Origin of the sequence: Lelliottia sp. 489, assembly GCF_050435885.1 — a bacterium.
GTDB classification, from domain to species: Bacteria; Pseudomonadota; Gammaproteobacteria; order Enterobacterales; family Enterobacteriaceae; genus Enterobacter; species Enterobacter nimipressuralis.
In genome coordinates this window covers 1-23,617 of the sequence record NZ_JBNDLC010000006.1, presented here as the reverse complement: position 1 = coordinate 23,617, position 23,617 = coordinate 1, and the positions used below count along the sequence as shown (strand labels likewise).

The following is a 23,617-nucleotide window of genomic DNA, read 5'->3' as shown; positions in this document are numbered from 1 at the left end:
CACCGGTTACTCACGATCCGAATGCAGACGACGACGGCTGATAATACGCAGCAGACGCCACATCACCCACGCGAGCAGCACGACGCTTATCGCCGCGAAGACTGCCAGCAGCACCGGATGGTTTGCCAGGGCATACCACATGCGCTCGAACCACGGCAGATGACCGACGTAGTAGACGTCACCCACGCGCAGGCTATTCACGCCGGACTCACGGATCACCGCGACCGAACCAAACATCGCGGCGCGCTTACCGCTGTCATTCATCGCGCCATTCAGCAGCTCATACCCGCGCGGGCTGTCTGCCAGCAGGGCGATGACGCTGCGCTGATCGTTGTAAGGAGACTGGAAGCCGACAATCGCTGCCATCGGTCCCTGGGAGCTGATGTTGGTCTGAACGCTCGCTTCGCGATCGGCCATATCCGGCATGATGCTCGGGAAGGAGGTCTGGCGCAGCGGTGTGTTCACCCAGGACTCGGTCGCATGGACCAGCAGGTCGATACGTTTATCGTCTTTCAGCTTATCCGGGATGGTGCCAATGAGCATGATATCGGCGTCTTTACCCTGAATCTGGCTGCCATCATCCGTCAACGTGACGTTCAGCGCCGGTAAACCGGTTTGTGCGCCGACGGACGCCATCGCATCGAGCAGCGTCGCCACCTGGCCTTCGTTAGGTGTTTTTGGCATCACAACGATGGTTTCAGAGAGGTCGGCCATGCGGCTGAACGGGAAGCTGGCGTTAGCAAACGCGCGCAGATCCGGCAGGGCGATAAAGTGATAATACTTCGAGAAGTCGATGGTGGAGTCGTCGCCGATGACCACATGATTCGCGACCGGCTGGAAGGTGATGCAGTTATCCACCGAGCCGCCAGGCATTGGGTTCATGTACTGGAAATCAAAGCGTAACTGGTTCACCGCCCCGAGTTTCAGCGCCGGAATGGAGACGTCTGTTTTGCCGTCCAGCAGACCCTGGAGTACCGGCAGACGCAGCAACAGCTTGTTGGTATCCTGGCTGCTGGTCAGCGGGAAGGATTGCAGGAACTGGTTGTTCAGGCTGATATCCATGCGCGAGCTGTCTTTCGTTGGCGGCGCGGTATAGCGATAGTTCAGATTGATGTCGATCCCGTTGCTGCGCAGCAGATAGAGATCCGGCGGCAGGTTCAGGGAGACGTTAATGGCGGATGGCTCAAGCCCGGTAGACTGGAGCTGCTCTTCATAGGTTTTCAGTTCGCCGAAGGTCACCGCGCGATCGGTACGGATCCAGTTTGGCGCATCGTAAGGTTTACGCGCCAGCAGCGGTTTCACGTCCCCAATGGCGACGCTATTGCCACGGAACAGCACGTTCCCCTGGGCAATGCCTTTCGCCGCCTGCACCAGATCTTTATCATCGCGACCAAATACCACTAACAATTTCACATACGGCTTATCCGGATGATTCATCATTTCGACGGTCGGGCCTTTCACCTCAGGGTGATCGCGGAGGAACGCCGGGCGTTTGTCGTTGGTGGCAAACACGATAGCGTTTCTTTCCGGCAGCTTATCAAACAGTACCGGGAAGCTCTGCCCGCGCCAGCCAGAGCGGGAGCCAAACCACGAGGTGACGATGGTCGCCGCCTGCTGTTGCGCCACGTCCGGTGAACCGGCAAACACCACCGGCAGGTTCAGCTCGCGGTTATCGCGTGGATCAAAGAACGGAATCGGGAACGCGGAAAGGTCATTTTTGACCGCCAGCGTCTGGTAAGTCATGTTCAGGGAGGAGTTACGACCGACGTCCATCCACAGGGTGCTGCTGGCCGGGTTTTCGCAGACGTCGCGATAGTGGCCGACAAATTCGAGGCGCACGCGGTTAAAGTCGGTGATAAACAGCGGGTTGATCGGCACCTGCGCCAGGGTTTTCTTGCCCAGTTGCTCTTTGGTGACCGGCAGTACGCCCATCAGCTCGTCATTGAGGTAGACCTTCAGCTGGGACTGAACCGGCAGCAGGGACGGCGATGGGGTGTATTCCAGATTCAGCAGCGCGCTGGAGACCACTTCATCACTGCGTATGCCAAATTCAACGCCACCGTTCGGGTTGATCCCGCGCAGGATCATGCTGCCCGGAGGCGGCGCAATCTGCGCAAACGTCAGCTTCACGTCACGCGACGGAACGTTATCCGCAACGATAGGTGCATTCGCACCGTTCACGCCTGGCATCACCTGACCAACCGCCTGCGCGCCCGTCGGCGTTCCCGGCAGGGTGTTCCCCTCCGTTGGCTGATTAGGCACCACGTTTTCGGTTTGCCCAGGTGCTGCGGTCACCACCGGATCCGTCGCTTGCGCCACGACAGGCACGGTCGGCGCAGGGGTTTGCGTCGAATTTTCAGGCGCCGCCTGAGCCATCATTGCGGGCAGCGAACTCATCCCAACCGCCACAGCACATATCCAGGAAAGTTTTCTTTTCATCGCGTTATCATCATTGTTGAGCCATAACCGGGTCCGGTTGTTGTTTCGCCTCATCCCGCTCAGGGCGACGAGGGATAAACGACACCACCCAGGAAACCAGCGAGGTAAGTGAACGGAAAATTATTTTCACTGACGGCGGAGCGAATTCTGCAAGGTGGCGATAACCACGGAACCCCAACTTCAGAATATCCAGCAGACTTTCCAGCGGCTTATCTTCCGGGAAGCTATCCTGCCAGAGTGCCCACGTATCCGCGCGGGCAAAGGTACACTGAACAAAATCAATATGTTGCTTCTTGGTGAGCGGCATCAGCTGCAGCCCGACTTCATTGCCCAACACACGCACAACCTGCGTCGGGAATACGTACTCCTGCTGGCCGCGCTTGAGCAGTAATTTCACCTTCTGCCCTTCAAGCACTTTCGCCTGGCCGTTAATCTTGATGCCTAACCCCCCGTCGGAGAAGTCGTGGACGGTACAGGAGAAGAGATGGCCATCTTCACGGGCAATCGCCGCAGGCATGGAGATTTCAACGCGATGGGAGCGACGAACCTGTTTGCTCTCCACCGATACCGCCACCGCGCCGCCGAGAATGATCAGGTTGTAGAAGACCCATGCGAGGCTGACGAAGACCGTCAGCACTTCGTTTTCCGGGCCGTAGAAGTAGCGCCAGATCCCCACCATCACGCCGAAGATATTCAGCAGGACGAGGAAAATGTACGGGCGGGAGATCACCCAGTCGACGTACTCCTCTTCCACCAGCCCGCCTTTCGCGGTGACGTTGAATTTGCCTTTATGCGGGTTAATCAGCGCCACCAGCGTTGGCGGTGCGATGTACCAGGCCAGCACCGTTTCGTAGATTTCACTCCAGAACGAATGGCGGTATTTCCCCTGAATTTTCGAGTTGGTCAGGCTGGCGTGGATCATGTGCGGCAGAACGAACAGGGCAATCATCAGCGCCGGGGCAAAGATGATGTACGCGTGCAGCAGCAGGAAGGCCAGCGGTGCCGTCAGGAAGATCAGCCGTGGGATACCGGACAGAAAGTGGAACATGGCGTTGACGTAGCAGAGACGCTGCGCGAGCTTCAGCCCTTTACCCGTCAGCGGGTTATCGAGGCGGAAAATCTGCACCATTCCGCGCGCCCAGCGAATACGCTGGCCAATGTGGGCGGATAACGATTCCGTCGCCAGCCCCGCCGCCTGCGGAATACGCATGTACGCCGAGGTGTAGCCGCGACGGTGCAAGCGCAGAGAGGTGTGCGCATCTTCGGTGACGGTTTCCACGGCGATACCGCCAATCTCATCCAGCGGTTTACGGCGAATCACCGCACAAGAGCCGCAGAAGAAGGTGGCATCCCACATGTCGTTCCCGTCCTGCACCAGCCCGTAGAACAGCGTGCCTTCGTTAGGCGTTTTACGAAAACGCCCGAGGTTGCGTTCAAACGGGTCCGGCGAGAAGAAGTGGTGCGGCGTCTGCATCATCGCCAGCTGTTTCTCTTTCAGGAACCAGCCCATGGTCATCTGCAGGAACGAGCGCGTCGGGACGTGGTCGCAGTCAAAAATCGACACGAATTCGCCCGTGGCATACTTCAGCGCGTTGTTGATGTTCCCGGCTTTGGCGTGCTCGTGTGTAGTACGGGCGATGTATTTCACCCCCACGCTGTCGGCGAACTGGCGAAACTCTTCGCGCCCGCCGTCGTCCAGAATCCAGATAGTGAGCTTGTCTTTCGGCCAGTCGATACCGAGAGAGGCGTAAATGGTGTTTTTCACCACATTCAGATCTTCGTTATAGGTCGGAACGAAAATATCCACCGTCGGCCACTGAGCGGTGTCTTTCGGCAGCGGAACCGGCTGGCGATTCAGCGGCCAGACTACCTGGAAATACCCCAGCACCAGCACCACCCACGCGTAGGTTTCCGCAAACAGCAGGACCAAACCGCAGGTCAGGCTCACCGGGTCATCCCAGTTCAGCGTCGAGGTATAGCGCCACCAGATGTAGCGGCAGGAGACGGTCAGGGAGAGCACAATCAGCATCAGCGCCGAGAAGCGCCCTGGAATTCGCCGCACCAGCAGGGCCACGCCCCACAGCAGAATCAGGAAGATAAACTGCGCCAGCGGGTTAAACGGCTGAGTGATACAGAGCAGCGCCAGAATGAGCGAGAAAACGACGATCACCCCGAGAATAAACCGCCGCAAGCCGGGATGCAGATGCCCCAGCTCTTTATGCGAATCGAGATGGCTGGTCTGGTCGCTGAAGCGCTCAGGCAGTGTTTCCAGCCACTGATGGTAACGCCCGCGCACGTTCTTAAAGCGACTGTACGTGCGCCAGCGCGGTTCGGTTTTTTCGCGTTTCGCCTGACTGACGATAAGCCATAACGCCTGAATCGCGTAGCGCGCCGGATCGAGAGGGCGCGGGCGATCAGGGTCGAGATGCGGATAAAGCTCGCGATGGCGTGCACGAATACGCTGCCAGCGTGGATGTTCGAGTGGGATGAACATCCAGGCCAAAATCACCCAGAAGCAGCCCAGCGCGGCGCTAAAGGCAGACGCACCGTGACGGCGATAATTCCGGTATCGCTCGCTTAAGCGCGCGCTAACGGGCGGGATGAGGAGCGCGTTGGACAGCCGGCTCATAGGCCTCTCCCGGCAGGCTCCGGGCGTCCGGTATAGTGCAACAGGCACCAGTTCGCCAGAGTGAGGATCTCTTCCGCCGCCAGAGAATCGCTACGGTATTCGCCGAGCGGCTGTTTGGATGCCATGCACTCGGCGATGGCTTCATCGCGATGAATGACCATCGGCAGCAGACGACGCTGGCTTTGCAGCCAGACCTGGTAGAGATCGTCCTGAATTTGGCTGTTCAGGCGTAAATCGTTGATCAGAATATGCGCTCCGTTCGGGAGCACCTGCTGATGCAGGCGAACATGGCAATTGGCATCCGCGTTCACAATCGTCAGCGTGTGATCGCAGTGTTCGATTAACTGGCGGGTGAGCGGTGAGAAGCCGCTTGGGAGATCGAGCAAAATCCACTGGTAGTGGCTTTTTTCCTGTAGCAGCTGCAATGCATCGGCAAAATAGCCCAGCGTGCCATAGCGGGTGTAAATGGACTCTTTTTCGCTCGCGGTCAGCTGGCCGAACGGCAGGATATCGAGCTGCGAGGTGTAACGTTGTGCGGTGTCTCGCCAGTCGCGACCGTCGAGCAACGCCCGCGCCCAGCCATCAGAAGTGTCAAAGTCAACGTTAAAAGACATCCGCAGCAAATTATCGGGACAGGCATCAATAACCAGTACCGATTCGCCTAATATCTGTAATGACCATCCCAGCGCTGCTGTTATTGACGTCGTGCCAACACCGCCACGAATGCCCTGTAATCCAAGTATGGCCATCAATGGCTCCCTTATTGTTGACGGGCAAATTCAGCTAATAATGGCCAGCGTTTAATCGCCGCTGCCAGCTGTTCTCGCTGTGAAATATCGGTGTAGTCTATTTCAGGCAATGAGAAAGCCTGGCTTAACGCCAAAAAATCATTTTGGAATGTGTACCCAAGGCCAGAATCAACCGGCGTTGTTGGTTCGTTATTATGCATTTTAGTTTCATTCCTTTATTAATTCTCAACGAACAACAGAGGTAGTTGCACGGCTTCCTGCCTGCGAAAATTCATTCATATGCTAAATCTGATGGTCTTTAATTTCAATGTTAGGTTTATTTCTGAGCTTTCGCTAGTAAACTGAGATACAGGTAAATTAGTCGCGAAGAGGGACACCGTGAACCCCATATTTTCAGTTGGTATCCAGTCATTATGGGATGAATTGCGCCACATGCCAGCCGGCGGAGTCTGGTGGATCAGTACGGACCGCAATGAAGACGCTATTAGTCTTGTGAATCAAACAATTGCAGCGCAAGAGAAAAGTGCCCACATTGCTGTGGTGACCATGGGCGAGGACCCTAAAGATATCATCAGCCTGAGTAATGAACAGGGGCCGGATAAAGTGCGTCTGTTTTCCATGCCAAACCAGGAAGATGGTCTATACTTTTTGCCCCGCGACATTCAATGCACCATCGATCCTCATCATTATTTACTGGTGCTTAAATGCGCGAACAATACCTGGCAAAATATACCCACAGAAAAATTGCGAGTCTGGCTGGAAAAAATCAATAAATGGGTGCGCGATCAAAATTGCACGCTGCTGGTGATCAGTCCTGGTAGTAATAATGATAAGCAGTTCTCATTTTTAATGAGTGAATATCGTTCCCTGTTTGGTTTGGCCAGTACGCGCCATCAGGCCGACAGCCATCTTTACGATATTGCGTTCTGGTGCAATGAAAAAGGGGTGAGCGCCCGACAACAGCTGACGCTGAAGCATATTGCGGGTGAGTGGCATGTCGCCCAGCAGGAAGAAACCGTCGTTCAGCCACGAAACGATGAAAAACGCATTCTGAGCCACATCGCTGTATTAGAAGGCGCCCCTGCCCTCTCTGAATATTGGTCTTTGTTCGAAACCAACGAATCGCTGTTTAATGAAGCCCGCACCACGCAGGCCGCGACGATTGTCTTTTCACTGACGCAGAATAATCAGATTGAGTCGATAGCCCGACAGATCCACACCCTGCGTCGCCAGCGCGGCAGCGCACTGAAAATCGTGGTCCGTGAGAACAACACCAGCCTGCGCGCCACGGATGAACGCCTGCTGCTCGGCTGCGGCGCGAACATGGTGATCCCGTGGAACGCCCCGCTTTCTCGCTGCCTGACTCTCATTGAAAGCCTTCAGGGCCAGCAGTTTAATCGCCACGTCCCGGAAGAGATCTCAACGCTGCTCTCCATGACCCAGCCGATGAAGCTGCGCGGCTACCAGAAATGGGATACGTTCTGCGACGCGGTGAGCAACATGATGAGCAACACGCTGCTGCCGGCAGACGGTAAAGGCGTGATGGTCGCGCTGCGTCCGGTTCCGGGTATCCGTATCGAGCAGGCGCTGACGTTGTGCCGCCCGAACCGTACCGGGGATATCATGACCATTGGCGATAATCGCCTGGTGCTGTTTTTATCCTTCTGTCGCATCAACGACCTGGATACCGCCCTTAACCACATTTTCCCGCTGCCAACCGGAGATATCTTTTCCAACCGCATGGTCTGGTTTGAAGACAATTTGATCAGCGCCGAAATTGTGCAGATGAAACAGCTGCAGCCGGAACAATGGGGCAAACCGCTGCTGGTCGCGAGCGACAGCAAGCCGGTGCTGAACGCCACCCACGACGGACACGTTTGGCGTCGCGTCCCTGAGCCGCTGCGTTTGCTGAGTGATGCAGAGGAGAGAGCATCATCATGAACAACACTGACATTATTCAGCTCGTGATCTTGTGCGCGATCATCTTCTTCCCACTTGGCTACTATGCGCGCCATTCGTTACGCCGTACCCGCGATACGGTAAGACTGCTGTTTGCAAAACCTCGCTATGTAAAACCAGCTGGAACACTGAAACGGGCTTCACACGTCAAGGCAAACCGAAAACATGACTAATTCTACCTATACTGCTTCGGCACCTTCGCCGCTTTGGCAATACTGGCGCGGCCTGTCCGGCTGGAACTTCTATTTTCTGGTGAAATTCGGCCTGCTCTGGGCGGGCTATTTGAATTTCCATCCGCTGCTTAACCTGGTGTTTATGGCATTTTTGCTGATGCCCATTCCGAACCTGAAGCTTCATCGCCTGCGCCACTGGGTAGCGATACCGATTGGTTTCGGGCTGTTCTGGCATGACACCTGGCTTCCAGGCCCGGATAGCATCATGAGCCAGGGCTCGCAGGTGGCGGGCTTTAGCAGCGATTATCTTCTCGATCTGACCGAACGTTTTATCAACTGGCAGATGATTGGCGCCATTTTTGTGATGCTGATTGCATGGCTGTTCCTCTCCCAGTGGATCCGCATCACGGTGTTCGTGGTGGCAATTATGATCTGGCTGAACGTCCTGACGCTGGCAGGCCCGAGCTTCTCCCTGTGGCCAGCCGGTCAGCCGACAGAAACCGTGACTACCACGGGCGGCAGCGCCGCGCCGACAGTTGCTACCGCTGGCGATACGGCCGTGATCGGGGATATCCCGGCGCAAACCGCGCCACCGACCTCCACCAACCTTAACGCCTGGCTGTCCAGCTTCTATAACGCGGAAGCCAAGCGTCAGACGAAATTCCCGGCGTCACTGCCTGCCGATGCGCAGCCGTTTGAACTGCTGGTGATCAACATCTGCTCCCTCTCCTGGGCCGATGTGGAGGCTGCAGGTCTGTCGTCGCACCCGCTGTGGTCGCATTTCGATATTCAGTTCAAAGATTTTAACTCGGCCACCTCGTACAGCGGCCCGGCGGCGATTCGTCTGCTGCGCGCCAGCTGCGGTCAGCCGTCGCATAAAAATCTGTATCAGCCTGCGGGCAATCAGTGCTACCTGTTCGATAACCTCGAAAAACTGGGCTTTACCCAGCACCTGATGCTCGGCCATAACGGTATCTTTGGCGGCTTCCTGAAAGAAGTGCGCGAGAACGGCGGGATGCATGCGCCGCTGATGGACCAAACCGGTCTGCCGGTGCCGCTGCTGGGCTTTGACGGTTCACCGGTGTATGACGACACCGCCACGCTGCAACGCTGGCTGCAAACGGTCGGGAAAGAGGAAAACACCCGAAGCGCGACCTTCTACAACACCCTGCCGCTGCACGACGGTAACCACTATCCTGGCGTGAGCAAAACGGCGGATTACAAAGTTCGTGCGCAGAAGTTCTTCGATGAGCTGGATGCGTTCTTTACCGAACTGGAAAAATCAGGCCGTCGGGTGATGGTGGTTGTGGTGCCAGAGCACGGTGGCGCGCTGAAAGGCGACAGAATGCAGGTTTCCGGCTTGCGCGATATCCCAAGCCCGTCCATCACCAACGTGCCCGCCGGGATTAAGTTCTTCGGTATGAAAGCACCGCATCAGGGTGCGCCAATCGAAATCACCCAGCCGAGCAGCTATCTGGCAATTTCCGAGCTGGTTGCGCGTGCGGTAGACGGGAAGTTGTTTGTGGAAGACAGCGTGAACTGGAATCAGCTCACCAGCGGTCTGCCGCAGACGGCGGAAGTGTCTGAGAACGCGAATGCGGTGGTGATTCAGTACCAGAATAAGCCGTATGTACGGTTGAACGGTGGTGATTGGGTGCCATACCCGCAGTAAGGTTCAGTAACTCCCCCACCCTGACGACTCTCCACACAGGAGAGCTGCCGGGGTGGGGAGATACGTTCTACTGTCCCGCCACCCACACCAGCATCTTCAGGCTCGCCGAATAATAGTCATCCTTCGCCGTAATCTCCGGCTCACTCATCGCCTGCCCCATCGTTAAATCCCTTACCGCCAGCAGGCCACCTTCCATCATGTACGGCGCATAGTCGTTGGTCGTGACATTGACCCAGGCCGGGGTTTGCTCCCGACTGAACTGACCGAACCAGCTGCGCCACGGCGTGAGCTGCGGGCTTTGTGGATTAAACCAGTGTACATACAGCGGAATACGGATCGCATCGTAGCTCATGCGCGGTGGCCACGCTTTCGCGGGCGTCAGCGTGCCGTCTGCGGCCAGAGAAACCCAGTCGGTCGGCAGATTGGCCTTACCGCTTCCCATTTTCCCGAGCAGCGTTTGCCCGTCTTTGATCAGCTCGCGCCACACCTGCAAATGGCTGCGGTCAGCGAACGCCTGCCAGGCGGGGAAGATAAAGTACGACGGATTGAGAACCACTTCACTGTTGAGGTTAAACCCCTGCGCGCCCGGCAACATCACGCGCTGGCCCGCGTAGCGAATCACCGTGTGGGCCACCAGCGCTTTGGTAATGGCATCCGAGGCGGTGCTGTAGCCTTTGTCATGCCAGCGGGCGTCGGCTTTTAACAACGCCCAGGCGATCATCGTATCGCCATCGGTGGCGTCATTTTTGTCGGCAATCGGGTCCGGCTCGACGGGGTTGTAGCGCCAGTAAAACAGGCCGTTCTCTTTATTCTTCAGAGTACTGTCGGTCCACTGCCAAAGCTTATCAAACGCCGCTTTGTCGTCGCTTGCCACCGCCATCAGCATGGCGAAACCTTGCCCTTCCGTATGGGAAACGTTGCCGTTTCCGGTATCGACAATGCGGCCATCCGGCATTAAAAAGCGCGCCTTATAACTCTCCCAGGCCTGGCCGGCCTGAGAAAATGGCGTAAAACAGAGACTCATCATGACCGCCAGTGCGGCGCATGCAGGCTTTCTCATCATTTACTCACTGTGGGTTGTGATAACGGAACTGCACGTCCGAAAGGGAATAGAGACGCTCGCGACTCACCGTCACATGCGCTTTCCCGCCCTGGTCCTGCATCCAGCGGACATACAGCCCTTCCAGTATTGCACAGAAGGCGTGACACCAGCGGCTTTGCTGGTCCTCACGGCGGCTTACGGGCAGCGCCAGATGGCGCAGGGTGAGGTCGGTGTCGGTGGTGTTGATCTCCACGCAGCCCCAACCAAAACGCGCCAGCTGGGCGTTGATGTTGGCTTCCAGTTCGCCCACCGTTTCTGACGGCGGCAACGGGAACTGTTCGGCCAGCGCCACCCCCATCTGATGCAGGAACGGCTGGCTCTCCAGCTCACCGACGTTACGCACCATGCCGTCAACGATCAGCGCCAGTAGGTCAAACCAGCCTTCCGGCGTTTGCTGCGCGCGAAACCAGCTCAGGATCGCAGGGTTTTCCAGCGTCGTTGTCATTATTTATCTCCCAGCATGTAGCGGAAATAGAGTCCCGCCGTACTTTCGTTATAGCTGCCAAAGGTGTCATAACCGACCTTGCCGCCGATGGTCATGTCTTTGTTGACGTTGTAATCGACCCCGGCGCGGACGGTGTAGCCAATGCCGTTTTCAGAGGTGCCTTTGTAGGTCGCTTCTTTCGCAAAGCCGCTCTCGACGGCCCCTTCCAGCAGTTGCTGCCAGCTGTCGTTAGTCGGGAAGTAGTCGCTGCTGTCCTGGCTGTAAGACTGGTAGCCCACCGAGCCGCCCAGTTTCAGCTTCCAGGTATCGATTTTTTGCGCGTAGTCGATCGGCAGCGAGACGCTGACGTAGTTCTGCGGGCTGAAGTATCCGCCCTGGCCGAAGGTAAACTGGCTGAGATTTTTTGAGAAATCCATCCAGCTCATGCTTAGCCCGGTTTTCACTTCGCGGAAGTCGTCGTGATAAGGACGCAGATAGACCCCGGCGTTCGCATTGATGCTGGTATTGCTCGCCACGTTTTCACCGAGATAGCTGTAACCACCGCCGCCCGCGTAGAAACCGGCATCGCCGTCGTCATAACTCAGCTGCAGGCTGCCGCCGTTTTTAGTGACGCGCCCCCAGCGTTTGCCGGAATATTTGTCTTCCAGCCCCACGTAAGATAACAGGCTGTCTGTTACCGCGCGGCGCTCTCCGGTCATGATCAGCGACAGGTAATTGGTCAGTTTTGGCGACCATTTCACGCCGCCCACCAGCGTGCTCAGATCCTGTCCCAGCGGCGTGCTGCCGACATCAAGACGATAATCCTTCCCGCTCAGCGCCATGTTCAGCTCCACGCCATTCGCTTTTTGCGCATCCGTAGAGACATCCCCTGGCTGATTAACGTTGGCCTTCAGGTTCGAGGCTTCAAGGTATTCCCCGACCTTACCACCGTCGTAGGCTCCAAGTTTCGCCAGATTCAGCTGGCCGTCGGAACTCGTCAGGTTAAAGTCGTTGCTGTCCAGATCGCCTAAGCCCACCAGCGATGCAGCCCCCGGGTGCGCGGCAAGATAAGTTGCACGCTCCGTGGCATTCATGGCTGCAATGGCTTTCTGCTCGTTGGTCGCCGTTGCCACCATGTTCGACGCGGCGTTTGCCAGCGGATTAGAGCCGAAGCGGCGCCACGCGTCACCGCTGGCACTGCCCGCGCTGAGCGTAATGGGCGTCGCGGTGAATTCGAAGCGAGACTCACCAAACGGCGAGCTGGACCAGGTGAGCGGTGCTTTGGCTTCCGTCAGCTTGCTGGTGCCCGATTCGCCATCGCGTCCGCGAACGTCCACCCCGCCCTGCAGCCACATACCGGTCTGCTCGTTCATCTGCTGCATCATCTCATCGACCTGACGCAAGGTGCGGCTCTGGGCCGTCTCCTGCGGCAGATCGGGACGCGTGGTGCCCGGCAGCGTCGAGCCTGGCTCGCGTGCCGTTTGCGCCAGTTGCCACGGCAGCCCGTTATCACTGGAGGCCGTGGCGCCGACCGCCTGAGCAGTGCGGCTGGTACTCACGAACGGGTTATCCGCCAGCAACAAGCCGCCCATCGTCGGCGTCGCCGCGCTGTTGGTGGATTGCAGACCCAGCAGTTTGCCGCGCGCGCTGCGCAGATAGGTCATCGCCTGCTGATGGTTGCCCTGGGCTTCTTCCAGACGCGCCAGTAACACCAGGCGCTCCGGCGAGCTGTTATTTTGCAGCCCGTTGGCGAGCTGCTTCGCTTTCACCACGTTGTCTTCAGCCAGCGCCACGTCGATGGCGCCCGCGCGGGCATCCTGATCCGGCGTATCCCGCGTCATCAGGTAGTCGTAGACCACACCCGCCTCTTTGTTCATTTTGCCGGTCTGATACAGACGCGCCATCGCAAACATCAGGTCGGTATTTTGCGGATCGCTTTGCAGGGCGCGGATCAGTTTGTCATACGCTGCCGCATAGTTGCCCTGCTCGCGCAGCTGGTCGGCTTCGTTGATCACATACCCGTTACGCACGCCCGCCAGCTGAGTCGGCGTACTGCGCGCCAGCAGTTCAGGATTCGCGAGGAATCTCTGGGCTTCGCCGCTCAGCCCGGCCTGATTGAGCACTGACACCTGATCGGCGTAATCGCCCGCGTTACCCTGCACACCCTCACGCATATTGCTGCGCACCACCGCCACCGCGCCCGTCAGATCGCCACTTTGCGCCAGCATTCGCGCCAGTTTCCCCGCATCGGCCGGGTTTTCCGGTGGGCGCGTTGAGAGGGTTTTCAGGGTATTGGCCGCCGCGACGGAATTACCCTGCGCCAGATAACGCTCTGCCGTCGCCATTTGCAGGTTGTAGTTCACGCGCTGAGCCAGCTCGCGCATTTGCGGCGTTTGGCTGGCGGGCGAGATGCGCGACAGAATGGTTTGCGACTGCTGCCACGCTCCGTTTTCGCTGGCGAACAGCGCCGCCGCATACAGCGAACTGGCCCCCGCCCCCTGACGAAACGCGGGCTGCATCACCGAAGCGGCTTCGCCGTCGGCACCGGATTTTTGCAGCAAACGCGCCAGATCGAGGCGGAGCCACGGATCGTCCGGTAGACGGGCAATCCCCTCGCGCAAAACCGCGATCGCCTGCTGAGTGTTCCCGCTTGCCGCCGCCTGCTGCGCCTGACGACGAATCGGATCGCCCGGTAAACCGGTTACCACGCGCGGCTGAAGTTTCGCCTGCAAACCGGCGGGCAGCGTGCGCAGCATCGCCTGGGCTTCTGCGGTTTTGTTCTGCTCTTTCAGGACGTAATAGAGATTTTCCCGCGCGGCACCGTTGTTTGGCTGCTGATTCAGCAGCTCGCGCAGGGTCTGTTCGGCCTGCGGATAATCTTTGTTGTGACGCAACACATCGGCGCGGAACAGGCGAGCCGCCGTGCCGCGCTCACCGCTCTGTTGCACCAGCGGAGCCGAAAGTGCCAGCGCCTGGCTGACGTTGCCCTCTTTTAGCGCTTGCTGCGCCTGAGCGAGCTGACCGTAAAAGGCGGCGTCGTCGGCCTGCTGCTGACGTTCAGTGGAGGCGTCGCCGCCCTGGCTGGCTGCGCGTCCGAGATACTGCGCGGCAGCCTGATAGTCACCGCTGCGCTGCGCGATGTAGCCCATCCCGGCCAGCGCGTCGGCGTCCTGCGGATTGGTTTGCAGCACCTGCTCAAACTGACGTTTGGCGGCATCGGTGTTGCCGCTGTTGAGCGCGGTGAAGCCTTCGCCTTTCGCCGCACCGCCCACGTTTTTGCGGTAGTAGGCCTGCACTTCGCTGTCCTGCGGATGGCGTTGCAGCCAGGTGTCGTAGAACTGCTCGTCACCTGCTTTTGGCCCTAACCACAGCAGGGCCTGACGCAGGCCTGCATCCGCGTCTTTGCTGCCGCTCGCCATCTGCTGCAGTTGAATGATCCCGTCGCGGCGCGTGCTCTCCTGCCAGGTAAGCATTTTGCCCAGCGCCACGCGTGCGGCATTGTCCTGCGGATTTTGTGCCGCAAAACGCTGCAGCTCAGACAGAGCCTGGGGATAAAGGGATTTGTCGCTGCCCATCGTCTGGTAATACTCCGGCGCGAGGCTCGCGGGCGGTGTGTCGCCGTTGAACAGCGTTTTCCAGGTCGCCAGCGCCGCCGGAATGTTTCCGCTGCGCGCCTGCTGGCGAGCCAGCGTCAGCGTGCTCTGCGGAACCTGGGTCATCTGTTTGGCATTATCCAGCGCCTGCAGGCCGCCATCATTTGGCGAGACGTTTGCCAGCCGTGCGCGCCACTGCGCCGCCGCCTGCAAATCACCGTTTTGCTGCGCCCAAAGGGCCATCAGATAGAGCGCCTGGGTGTTGTTGGCATCGACCATCAACACCTTTTTCAGCGACTCGCTCGCCAGAGCGTCGTGGGATTTTTCGTGCCAGTAGTTGGCCTGGTCAAACAGCGCCTTCAGCGCCGCCTCGTTTTGCGCCGCCTGCGCGGTGCCGCCAAAGGCCAGCACACCGGAAAGACAGAGGACCGATTGTAAGCTGTTTTTTTTCACTTTCCGCTCTCCGGATTCAGGCGCTTACGCGCACGCTTTTTCAGCCAGGCGTACAAGCCCAGACCGGTCAGCGAACTCATGATCAGACCCAGGATCGCCAGCAGCGCCGAGTGCTGGTTGGCATACCAGACAATCATCATGTAGGCAGGCATTTCACCGCTCGGGAACTGCGAGCCGACGCGGAAGCTGCGCACACCGTTTTCGTTGGTAATGATTGCCGCGTCGCCACGAATTCCGGCGTTAATGCGCGCGGAGGTTAAGTCGTCATGCAGGCGCGAGAGCTGGTCGTCGGTGCTGCCCAGCGCCATCACCACCAGGCGGTCGCTGCTCCACGGCGAGCGGAAGCTGACAAATCCGCGCCACGCTTCGTTGGAGGAGAAATAGCGGTCTGCTTCGACGCCGTCGGAGGTCCAGTCGCCCGCCAGCCAGCGCTGCAGTTTTTGCCAGGTCGATGGCGTACGCACGCCCAGCGTGTTGTCGTGAGAGGTAAACGGCGATGCGTTCAGCAGGGCCTGGTTAAAGTCGTGCTGCGCCATACCGCTGACCGCCAGCACATCGCGCGTGCGCAGAAGCTCAAGATTGCCGCCTGCCGTGGGCACGCCGAGCACCACGCGGTTGTTGTACAGCGCGGTGCCGGTGGCGTTGCCGGATCGCGCTGCCATATCCAGCAGCGTGGCGATTTGCGTCTCCGTTGGCTGTTCAGGCAGCAGCAGCACCGTCTGGGAGTAGTCCGCCAGACGCGTGAAGGGGAACGACGCGCCGACAAAGTAAGAGAGATTCGGCAGGAGCGAGAAGTGACGCGTGTGGCTCAGATCGATCCACGAGTCTTCATCAATGCGGCTCTTGATGTTGTTGTTCAGCAGCACGCTGCACGGCGCGTTCTCTTTCGCCGTGATGTTGAAATAGAGCGAGAGCTGGTTGTCGCCGTAAATCATGTACGGCTCAAGCGGCATATCAAACTTCTCCTGCCGCGCGTCGCCGCCCACTTTGTGCCATAAGGTTTCCAGCGCGCCCTGTTTGTTCACCGGCAGATTGTGCAGGAAGGTGTCGTTCAGGGTCATGCTGAGCCAGGACCGGTTTTCGTCAATCCAGCTCTCCGTCGGGAAACGGTAGCCGATGTGCAGCGGAATGGTTTCCCCGTCCCAGAGGAAAAGGTCCGGCGCGGCGCGGAAAGCCACCCGCAGCGGCGCATGCCAGATCCCGGTGACGGTCAGGCTTTGATCCTTGCGGATCAGCTCCGAGAGCTTCACCGGACGATCCGTTGGGATCCAGCGCGGCGCATCGTAAGGCTTGTTCGCTGGGATCGTCTGCGCGGGGATCGAAATGGTGGCGGTTTGCAGGGCAAAGTTGCCGCGCGTCAGTCGCCATGCCGCCGTGCGCAGCGCCGCGTCGTCCTTCCCGACGACCAGCAGCAGTTTGTACACCGGGTTCGCCGGGTTATCGATCACCTGCAGCATTGGCTCGGTGGATTGCGGCAGCGTCAGGCCGCCGATTTTGTCACCCGGATGGCCAATCAGAATGCCGTTTTTCTCCGGCAGGGTGTCGTGCAACGCCGCGAAAGAGACGCCGCGATAATCAGCCTGAATACCCAGCCAGGAGGAGATAAGCGCCGCTGCGCTGAGTGCGTCGCTGCTGAGCGTGGGAGCGAAGGCAAAAGCGATGGCCGCAGGCGTCATCTGCATACTGTCGAAGAACGGGCGCGGGAAATGGCTCAGGTCCGAGCCGATATCCAGCTGCTGCCCTTCCAGCTCAAAGCGGGAATCCGGCAGGATGGTGACGCGATATTTATCCGACAGATCGCGCTGGCACTGCATCGCGTCGCCGTCGTTGATCTGCAGGCTCAGGTTATTGCTGGAGACCAGCAGCGCCGCCGGAATATCCAGCTGGAAGCGGGAGATATCGCTGTCCGCCGCGCCCAGAGGCACGGTACCCAGCGGCTGTCCGTTGAGCATCAGCTGCAGGGTGGCGTTACGTGTCGCCATCGCTGGCGAGACTTTCAGGTTCAGCGAGAGCTGAGCATTCGTGATCACCTGATCGACCGGCAGGGTGAAGTTCATTCCCCCCTGAAGCTGGCCGCCGCTCAAGACCAGCCCCTGCGGCTGGCCCATCTGTGCCACGCTGATGCTGTTCACCGTCGAAGGGACAAAAGTCGGAAGCGCGGCCGCCGTTGGCGCAGGCATCTCGACCGGTAGCAGCGAGGCGACGGTGGTCTCTTCACTGTGGAGCGGCAACGCGAACAGGGATGCCGCAAGCAAGGTGAGTTTTGTCAGCTGTTTCATGCGTTGCCGTCCTCCTGCACCTGCGCTTGCGCACGCCGGTTTTCCCGACGCGTTTTCCACGTCAGCCAGAAGAGATCAAACACGCAGCGCACAATGGTGAACAGCGAACGGAATGGGTTGTCCTGCGGTTTCGGTGGCTGGATCCACGCATCTGCACGCGCGAGCACCACGCGCACCAGCTCACGGCGGCGCGCCAAAGGAATATCTTCGAACATCAGGCGTATAAAGTGTTCGTCCGTCGCGACAACGTTGACGGGAATGCTGATTGCACCTGATTGCAGCAGCAGCTCGACCTCTTCGATGTCGTCTGTCAGATGGCGATCGTCCGGCAGCTCAACGCGACAGCCGCCCATCGACAGGTCGGCGGTCTGGCTGCGGGAGGAAATCCCGCTGGCGTAGTGGATCAGCACCGGGATTTTGACCTCGATGCGGATGGTTTTGCGCGTCTGGCGCGTTTCCCGGGCGACGGCAATCGCCGCCAGCAGGAAGATCAGGCTGTAGAGTCCCCAGCCGACGTTCAGGGCGATCACGCTCGGATCAACGCCGTAGTAGTCGTGAACGCAGGCGCGGACGATACCGGCGATGACGCCAATGCCCAGCAGGATCGCAATCACCAGGTGCGGGCGAACGACGCGGAAATCGAAATAACCGACGTTAAGCAGTGCCCCTTTGTCCGTTACGTTGAACTTGCCACGCTTCGGGAAAACCATGGTAACGACGGTGGGCAGTACCAAATGGAACGCCAGCACCAGGTCATAGATTTCGCCCCAGAAGCTGTAGCGATAGCGACCGTTCATGCGCGAGTTTAGGTAAATCGCCAGGAACAGATGCGGCAGCGCGTAGGCAAAGACCAGCCCCGCCGAGGAGTGGATGATGTTGAGGTTAAACAGCAGATAGGCCAGCGGCGCAGTCAGGAAGGCGATGCGCGGCAGGGCAAACTGGTAGTAAAGCATGGCGCTGAGGTAGCACAGACGCTGCTGGATGGTCAGCCCGCGGCCAAAGAGCGGGTTGTCCAGACGGAAAATCTGCGTCATACCGCGCGCCCAGCGCGTACGCTGAATGACGTGTAGCACCAGACGTTCGGTTGCGAGGCCTGCTGCCAGTGGAATATCGAGAAACGCGGATTTCCAGCCGAGACGCTGCATTTTCAGCGCGGTGTGGGCATCTTCCGTGACCGTTTCTACCGCGAAGCCGCCGATCTCCTCCAGCGCGCTGCGACGAATCACGGCACACGAACCGCAGAAGAAAGTAGCGTTCCAGTTGTCGTTGCCCTGCTGAATCGGGCCGTAGAACAGCGTCCCTTCATTCGGGATATTGCACCCGACGGAGAGATTACGCTCGAACGGATCGGGTGAGTAGAAGTAGTGCGGCGTCTGCACCAGCGCCAGTTTCGGATCTTTCAGGAACCCGCCCACGGTGGCCTGCAGGAAAATGCGCGTGGCGACGTGGTCGCAGTCAAAAACGGTGATCAGCTCGCCCTGGGTGAGTTTCATCGCGTGGTTGAGGTTGCCCGCTTTCGCATGGGAATTGTCATTACGCGTGATGTACCCCACGCCGACATCTGCCGCAAAGACGGCAAACTCGCGACGCTTGCCGTCATCGAGCAGGTAGATCTTCATTTTGTCGCGCGGGTAGTCGATACATTGCGCGGCAAGGACCGTATCGCGCACTACATCCAGCGATTCGTTATAGGTGGGGATATAGACGTCGACCGTCGGCCAGAGCGACATGTCATCCGGCAGCGGCACGATCTCCCGCTTGAGCGGCCAGATGGTTTGCAGATAATTCAACAGGAGCAGGACCCAGACGTAGACCTCTGCCAGAAAAAGCCCCATCCCGAGAATGGTCTCAATCTCAGAATTAAAATGCAGGGTTTGCGTCAGGCGGAAATACATATAGCGGGTCGACATCAATAATGACATCACCACCATAATCACGGAGATACTGCGTCTTTTGCTGAAGCCCATTAAAAACAGCAGGCCAATGCTAATAAAGCCAAAGATATATTGTTTCTGGCTGTCCATTGGCGTGATGACGATCAGCAGCGCGACGGGAAGCATTGCTAACGTCAGCAAAATATAAAGAAACTTTTTCATAGGTCGTCCTGGGTGGATTTAAAACCCTGACTTACGCGGAAGGGTATGGACAGTGCCGTCGCCCACTTTTACGCCAAGAATACCTGCGACTTTTTTGGCAATAAGCTCAATGTCGAAGGCGGCGGCTGACGCCGGGCTAAAGTCGAATATGGACTGTTGAGAGGCATTGGCTTCTCCGACGCTTTCATCGCGGTGAACCACACCCAGCAGCTTGTCGCCGAGTTTATTCTCCACGAAGGTGGTGACATCGCGGCTGATCTGACGGCGGTTGTCACTTTGGTTGAGGACGAAATAGTGTCCGGCTTTGTGGTTGAGCACTCCACCCGTCAGGCGCTGATTATCAATTTGCGGCAGCAGTGAGAGTGAAGCGGTGTCTGCCAGCAGCGTGATCAGATGCAGATCGGCCAGGCGCGACATCGCTTTTAGCGCCGGTGACGGGCCAGGAGGAAAGTCAGCAACAATAATCAGGCCCGGATAGTTGAGCAGCGTACTCAGCCCACGCGTGAGGAAATGCTCATCGTTCTTGAGTCGCTCTTCAAACGCCATGCGCTGATCTTCGCTGGCGTCGCCGTACGGCAGCACGAACAGGTTTCCGCCCGCCGTGAGGACAAACTGGCTCCAGTCGGAGGATTCCGCGGCTTTGGCAACGTAACCCCGGCTGTCGGCAAGCGGCACGCCGAAGTGCAGACGCAGCGCGTTTTGCACATCAAAATCCAGCGCTAATACTTTGCTGCCCGAGCGCGCCAGCGCATAAGCCAGGTTTGCGGTCATGGTCGTTTTCCCCACGCCGCCCTTCGGCGAGCAAACGCAAACTAACGGCATGTGGCGATCCTTTCCAGCAGGGAATTGAGTGGCTGATTCTTTTCAGCCGCGGGTTTTGGCGCACTTGCGGCAGGCGCAAACAGACGTGAAAAATTCACCTCTGTCGGGGCATGGACGGGTGCCGCGACGTGAACCGGAGCGGATGCGGGCATCGGGAGGCTTTCTGCTTGAGTAGCAAGTTGCTCAGCAACGCCCTGAAAAATCGACGAGGCATTGGATGGAATAATATCGACAGCAGCAACATCGGGTAATGGCGTTGTCTCAGCCTGGGTGAAGGTCTCTGCACTGACAGGCTGCGGCGCGGCTAGAGAAACATGCCCCCCGTGCGCGAAAGTATCGTTTTCAGCCTGTGGCTGAAGCTGGTTGAGAATGGCCCAACTCCCTTGATCGCTCACCTGGTTTTGTCCTGAAAAGTCTTTGAAATCGAGCGCTTGATTGCGCGTTTTATCCTTAAATCGCTGCAAATCATCATAATGATTCATAGTTATACTCATGATTTACAAATAAATAATGTACACACCACGTTTTGACTTCAGTGGCCATTCACGATCAACAGACGTGTTTTATTCAGGCGCAGGCGTACATTCACGTTTCGGTTTAAACCGAACGCTTATTTTTGGCATGTTTAAATTATGGGTTTATTACCGATTTGCTTATTTACGGCATAAGCTTAAACATCGACTCGACACATGCTAACTGTTTTTAACACATAAAAATATCGAAGTGTTTTTGGTTTAAACTAACCAAAACTGTGGCGATTTAAGAGGGATAATAACAATAAAAGCAGCGTGATAAATTGCTAACTTGAAAATACTAAGAATTAAAAACCAACCAGGATGAATCTCATTTTAATAAAAAGTTACTCTGTGAAATATTTAGAAATACTTTTATGTCGTTATTATTTTGAGAAAATCAGTAACCCCTTCTTCTCATTACTGATCTTTGAAACCTACCCGTTTAGGTAGGGCGCGTTAAATGGAGATTAAAAAAGGGAGCCAGTGGCTCCCTTTGATTATTCCGCGCTTCTGAGGGAGATTTCCCCCCCCACCCACGGCTTCAGAATGCCATCCTGCTCCAGCATGAGTGCGCCCTGGGCGTTAATACCGCGTGAAATCCCGAAGATTTCTTTGTCGCCAATGATCAGTTTTACGGGACGATGAATAAAGTTATCCAGTTTCTCCCAGCGGGAGAGGAAAGGTGCAAGTCCGTCCTGCTCAAAGAGCGTCAACGCCTCACGCAGCTCTTTAATCAGACGAACGGCGAGCGTGTTACGGTCCATAGTGATGCCCGCTTCCTGCAGCGTAATCCAGCCCTGGTTAACGATATCTGCCTGGACTTGTCGCATGACCATATTGAGACCTGCGCCGATCACGATTTGCGCGGCATCGCCGGTTTTGCCTGTCAGTTCCACTAATATGCCTGCAAGTTTACGATCGTTCAGGTAGAGATCGTTCGGCCATTTTACGCGGACTTTATCGGCACCGAGGTCATGTAACACTTCGGCCATCACAATGCCGATCACCAGACTTAAGCCAATTGCCGCCGCCGGGCCTTGCTCAAGGCGCCAGAACATCGACAGGTAAAGGTTGGCACCAAAGGGTGAGAACCATTTGCGGCCACGACGACCACGACCGGCTTGCTGGTATTCCGCGACGCAGCAGTCGCCGGAGTTGAGGGTGCTGATACGGTCGAGCAGATACTGATTCGTGGAATCGATAACCGGCAAGACCGTCACCTTACCCTGATCAAGCTGGCGGCAAATCACTGATTCATCCAGTAACTGGATAGGTTCGGGCAGGCTGTACCCTTTTCCCGGAACAGTGAAAACATCTACACCCCAGTCGCGAAGGGTCTGAATATGTTTGTTAATGGCGGCACGACTCATCCCGAGATGTTCACCCAGCTGCTCGCCAGAGTGAAATTCCCCATCAGACAGGATGCTAATCAGCGTTAAGGGTACGGTGTTATCTTTCACGCAATTGTCTCCACGGCGTTCACCTCACCTGTACGACCGATAAAACGAACTTCCGGCTCAAGCCAGACGTTGAATTTATCGCCTACGCACTGGCGAACGTGGTGCGCCAGACGCACAACATCTTCACTGGTCGCATTATTTTCATTGATTAACACCAGGGCTTGCTGGCGATGCACCGCTGCCCCCCCTTCAACCGCACCTTTTAACTGACATTGATCGATAAGCCAGCCTGCAGCCAGTTTTACACTGCCATCAGCCTGCGGATAGTGTGGCGCGTTTGGCCATTGGGCGAGCAGCGTTTGCGCTGTTTCGCTGCTGATCACCGGGTTTTTGAAGAAGCTGCCGGCGTTTCCATTCACTTTTGGATCGGGCAGTTTTGTCATGCGCATGTGGCAGACGGCGTCGAACACTTCGCGAGGCGTTACGGTCCGCGGATCAAGGCGCGTCAAATCACCGTACGTTAATACTGGCTGCCACTGTTTTGCCAGGCGTAGCCCTACAGAAACAATGACATAACGATCCTGATACTCATGCTTGAAGATGCTGTCGCGGTAGCCAAAACGGCACTGTTCAGTGGTCAACCGGCTGGCTTTGCCCGTCGCCAGCTCAATGCAATCGACATATTCACAAACGTGTTTTAACTCGATGCCGTAGGCACCGATATTTTGAATGGGGGATGATCCTGCACAGCCGGGAATGAGCGCCAGATTTTCCAGGCCAGCCATTCCGTGTTCCAGGGTGAATTGCACCAGATTGTGCCAGTTTTCACCTGCCCCAACGTGCAAATGCCAGCTGTCGTCTGTCTCGGTGACATCGATGCCTGAAATGCGGTTAACAATAACCGTACCGGCAAAATCATCAAGAAAGAGAACGTTACTTCCCTCACCAAGAATCAGGACAGGCTGGTGATTTTCAGTGGCGTTTTTCCACGCATCGAGCAGTTGCTGAGCGTTTTCTGCACGCACGATATTGTTAGCATTACGTTGAATGCCAAAGGTATTCCAGGGCTTAAGGGAGTGGTTCATAGATGCTATCCTGATGCAAAATCAGGGATAGTTTACCGTATATGTGGGGGGATGGGTGATTAGTTTGACGCGTAGTAAAGGGGATAAGATGTACGACAAAAACGCAAAAAGGCCATCCTTTCGGATGGCCTTTTCACTTGTTTGATGCCTGGCAGTTCCCTACTCTCACATGGGGAGACCCCACACTACCATCGGCGCTACGGCGTTTCACTTCTGAGTTCGGCATG

At 57.2% G+C, this 23,617-nt stretch carries 16 protein-coding genes and 1 rRNA gene; 3 read left to right on the top strand and 14 right to left on the bottom strand.

Translation table 11 applies throughout. The features are described from left to right. Positions 1–6: 6 nt before the first annotated feature. Genes bcsB (ABIE11_RS17210) through bcsR form a run of 4 tightly spaced genes read right to left on the bottom strand, consistent with a single transcriptional unit; the run spans position 7 to position 6,017 of the window. Complete coding sequence (gene bcsB, locus ABIE11_RS17210; protein WP_194513745.1) at positions 7–2,439, bottom strand: cellulose biosynthesis cyclic di-GMP-binding regulatory protein BcsB; 2,433 nt, start codon at positions 2,437–2,439, stop codon at positions 7–9. A gap of 10 nt (positions 2,440–2,449) precedes the next feature. Beyond that, a complete protein-coding gene (gene bcsA, locus ABIE11_RS17205; protein ID WP_100778490.1) occupies positions 2,450–5,068 on the bottom strand; it encodes a UDP-forming cellulose synthase catalytic subunit in 2,619 nt (872 codons plus the stop codon). Next, positions 5,065–5,817 carry a cellulose biosynthesis protein BcsQ gene (gene bcsQ / locus ABIE11_RS17200; protein WP_100778489.1) on the bottom strand — a complete coding sequence of 251 codons (753 nt, stop codon included), beginning with the start codon at positions 5,815–5,817 and terminating at the stop codon, positions 5,065–5,067. Before bcsQ (ABIE11_RS17200) ends, bcsA (ABIE11_RS17205) begins: the two co-directional genes overlap by 4 nt. Before the next feature lie 11 nt (positions 5,818–5,828). Continuing rightward, entirely contained in the window at positions 5,829–6,017 is a 189-nt protein-coding gene (gene bcsR, locus ABIE11_RS17195) for a cellulose biosynthesis protein BcsR (protein ID WP_100778488.1), read from the bottom strand. Between the two features lie 178 nt (positions 6,018–6,195). Here bcsR and bcsE point away from each other — a divergent pair, with 178 nt between their 5' ends. Genes bcsE through bcsG form a run of 3 tightly spaced genes read left to right on the top strand, consistent with a single transcriptional unit; the run spans position 6,196 to position 9,621 of the window. Beyond that, a complete protein-coding gene (bcsE, locus tag ABIE11_RS17190; RefSeq protein ID WP_429184959.1) occupies positions 6,196–7,758 on the top strand; it encodes a cellulose biosynthesis c-di-GMP-binding protein BcsE in 1,563 nt (520 codons plus the stop codon). Beyond that, on the top strand, positions 7,755–7,949 hold the full coding sequence (gene bcsF / locus ABIE11_RS17185) for a cellulose biosynthesis protein BcsF (RefSeq protein ID WP_100778486.1): 195 nt from the start codon (positions 7,755–7,757) through the stop codon (positions 7,947–7,949). Before bcsE ends, bcsF begins: the two co-directional genes overlap by 4 nt. Then, entirely contained in the window at positions 7,942–9,621 is a 1,680-nt protein-coding gene (gene bcsG, locus ABIE11_RS17180; RefSeq protein ID WP_100778485.1) for a cellulose biosynthesis protein BcsG, read from the top strand. The genes bcsF and bcsG overlap by 8 nt, the downstream gene beginning before the upstream one ends. A 67-nt stretch (positions 9,622–9,688) precedes the next feature. On the opposite strand, the gene ABIE11_RS17175 is transcribed toward bcsG, so the two are convergent. From ABIE11_RS17175 to rrf, 10 genes are all read right to left on the bottom strand, one after another. After that, entirely contained in the window at positions 9,689–10,681 is a 993-nt protein-coding gene (locus ABIE11_RS17175) for a glycosyl hydrolase family 8 (RefSeq protein WP_429184957.1), read from the bottom strand. Positions 10,682–10,688: 7 nt separating this feature from the next. Beyond that, positions 10,689–11,168 (bottom strand): cellulose biosynthesis protein BcsD, encoded by a 480-nt coding sequence (gene bcsD / locus ABIE11_RS17170; protein ID WP_429184956.1) that lies wholly within the window; start codon positions 11,166–11,168, stop codon positions 10,689–10,691. Beyond that, complete coding sequence (locus tag ABIE11_RS17165) at positions 11,168–15,193, bottom strand: cellulose synthase subunit BcsC-related outer membrane protein (RefSeq protein WP_429184955.1); 4,026 nt, start codon at positions 15,191–15,193, stop codon at positions 11,168–11,170. The genes bcsD and ABIE11_RS17165 overlap by 1 nt, the downstream gene beginning before the upstream one ends. Next, entirely contained in the window at positions 15,190–17,472 is a 2,283-nt protein-coding gene (gene bcsB / locus ABIE11_RS17160) for a cellulose biosynthesis cyclic di-GMP-binding regulatory protein BcsB (RefSeq protein ID WP_429184954.1), read from the bottom strand. Before bcsB (ABIE11_RS17160) ends, ABIE11_RS17165 begins: the two co-directional genes overlap by 4 nt. After that, positions 17,469–19,568 (bottom strand): UDP-forming cellulose synthase catalytic subunit, encoded by a 2,100-nt coding sequence (bcsA, locus tag ABIE11_RS17155; protein WP_429184953.1) that lies wholly within the window; start codon positions 19,566–19,568, stop codon positions 17,469–17,471. The genes bcsB (ABIE11_RS17160) and bcsA (ABIE11_RS17155) overlap by 4 nt, the downstream gene beginning before the upstream one ends. Positions 19,569–19,586: 18 nt before the next feature. After that, the gene (gene bcsQ, locus ABIE11_RS17150; protein ID WP_129034734.1) at positions 19,587–20,390 is read right to left on the bottom strand and encodes a cellulose biosynthesis protein BcsQ; all 804 of its coding nucleotides are present in this window, start codon (positions 20,388–20,390) and stop codon (positions 19,587–19,589) included. Next, a complete protein-coding gene (gene bcsO / locus ABIE11_RS17145) occupies positions 20,381–20,872 on the bottom strand; it encodes a cellulose biosynthesis protein BcsO (protein WP_429184952.1) in 492 nt (163 codons plus the stop codon). Before bcsO ends, bcsQ (ABIE11_RS17150) begins: the two co-directional genes overlap by 10 nt. A gap of 530 nt (positions 20,873–21,402) precedes the next feature. After that, positions 21,403–22,365, bottom strand: coding sequence for a bifunctional biotin--[acetyl-CoA-carboxylase] ligase/biotin operon repressor BirA (gene birA / locus ABIE11_RS17140; protein ID WP_100778477.1), 963 nt, complete (start codon positions 22,363–22,365; stop codon positions 21,403–21,405). Further along, positions 22,362–23,390: a UDP-N-acetylmuramate dehydrogenase gene (gene murB / locus ABIE11_RS17135; RefSeq protein ID WP_429184951.1), complete on the bottom strand. Its 1,029-nt coding sequence runs from the start codon at positions 23,388–23,390 to the stop codon at positions 22,362–22,364. Before murB ends, birA begins: the two co-directional genes overlap by 4 nt. Before the next feature lie 146 nt (positions 23,391–23,536). Then, a 5S ribosomal RNA gene (rrf, locus tag ABIE11_RS17130) occupies positions 23,537–23,617 on the bottom strand; the annotation flags it as partial.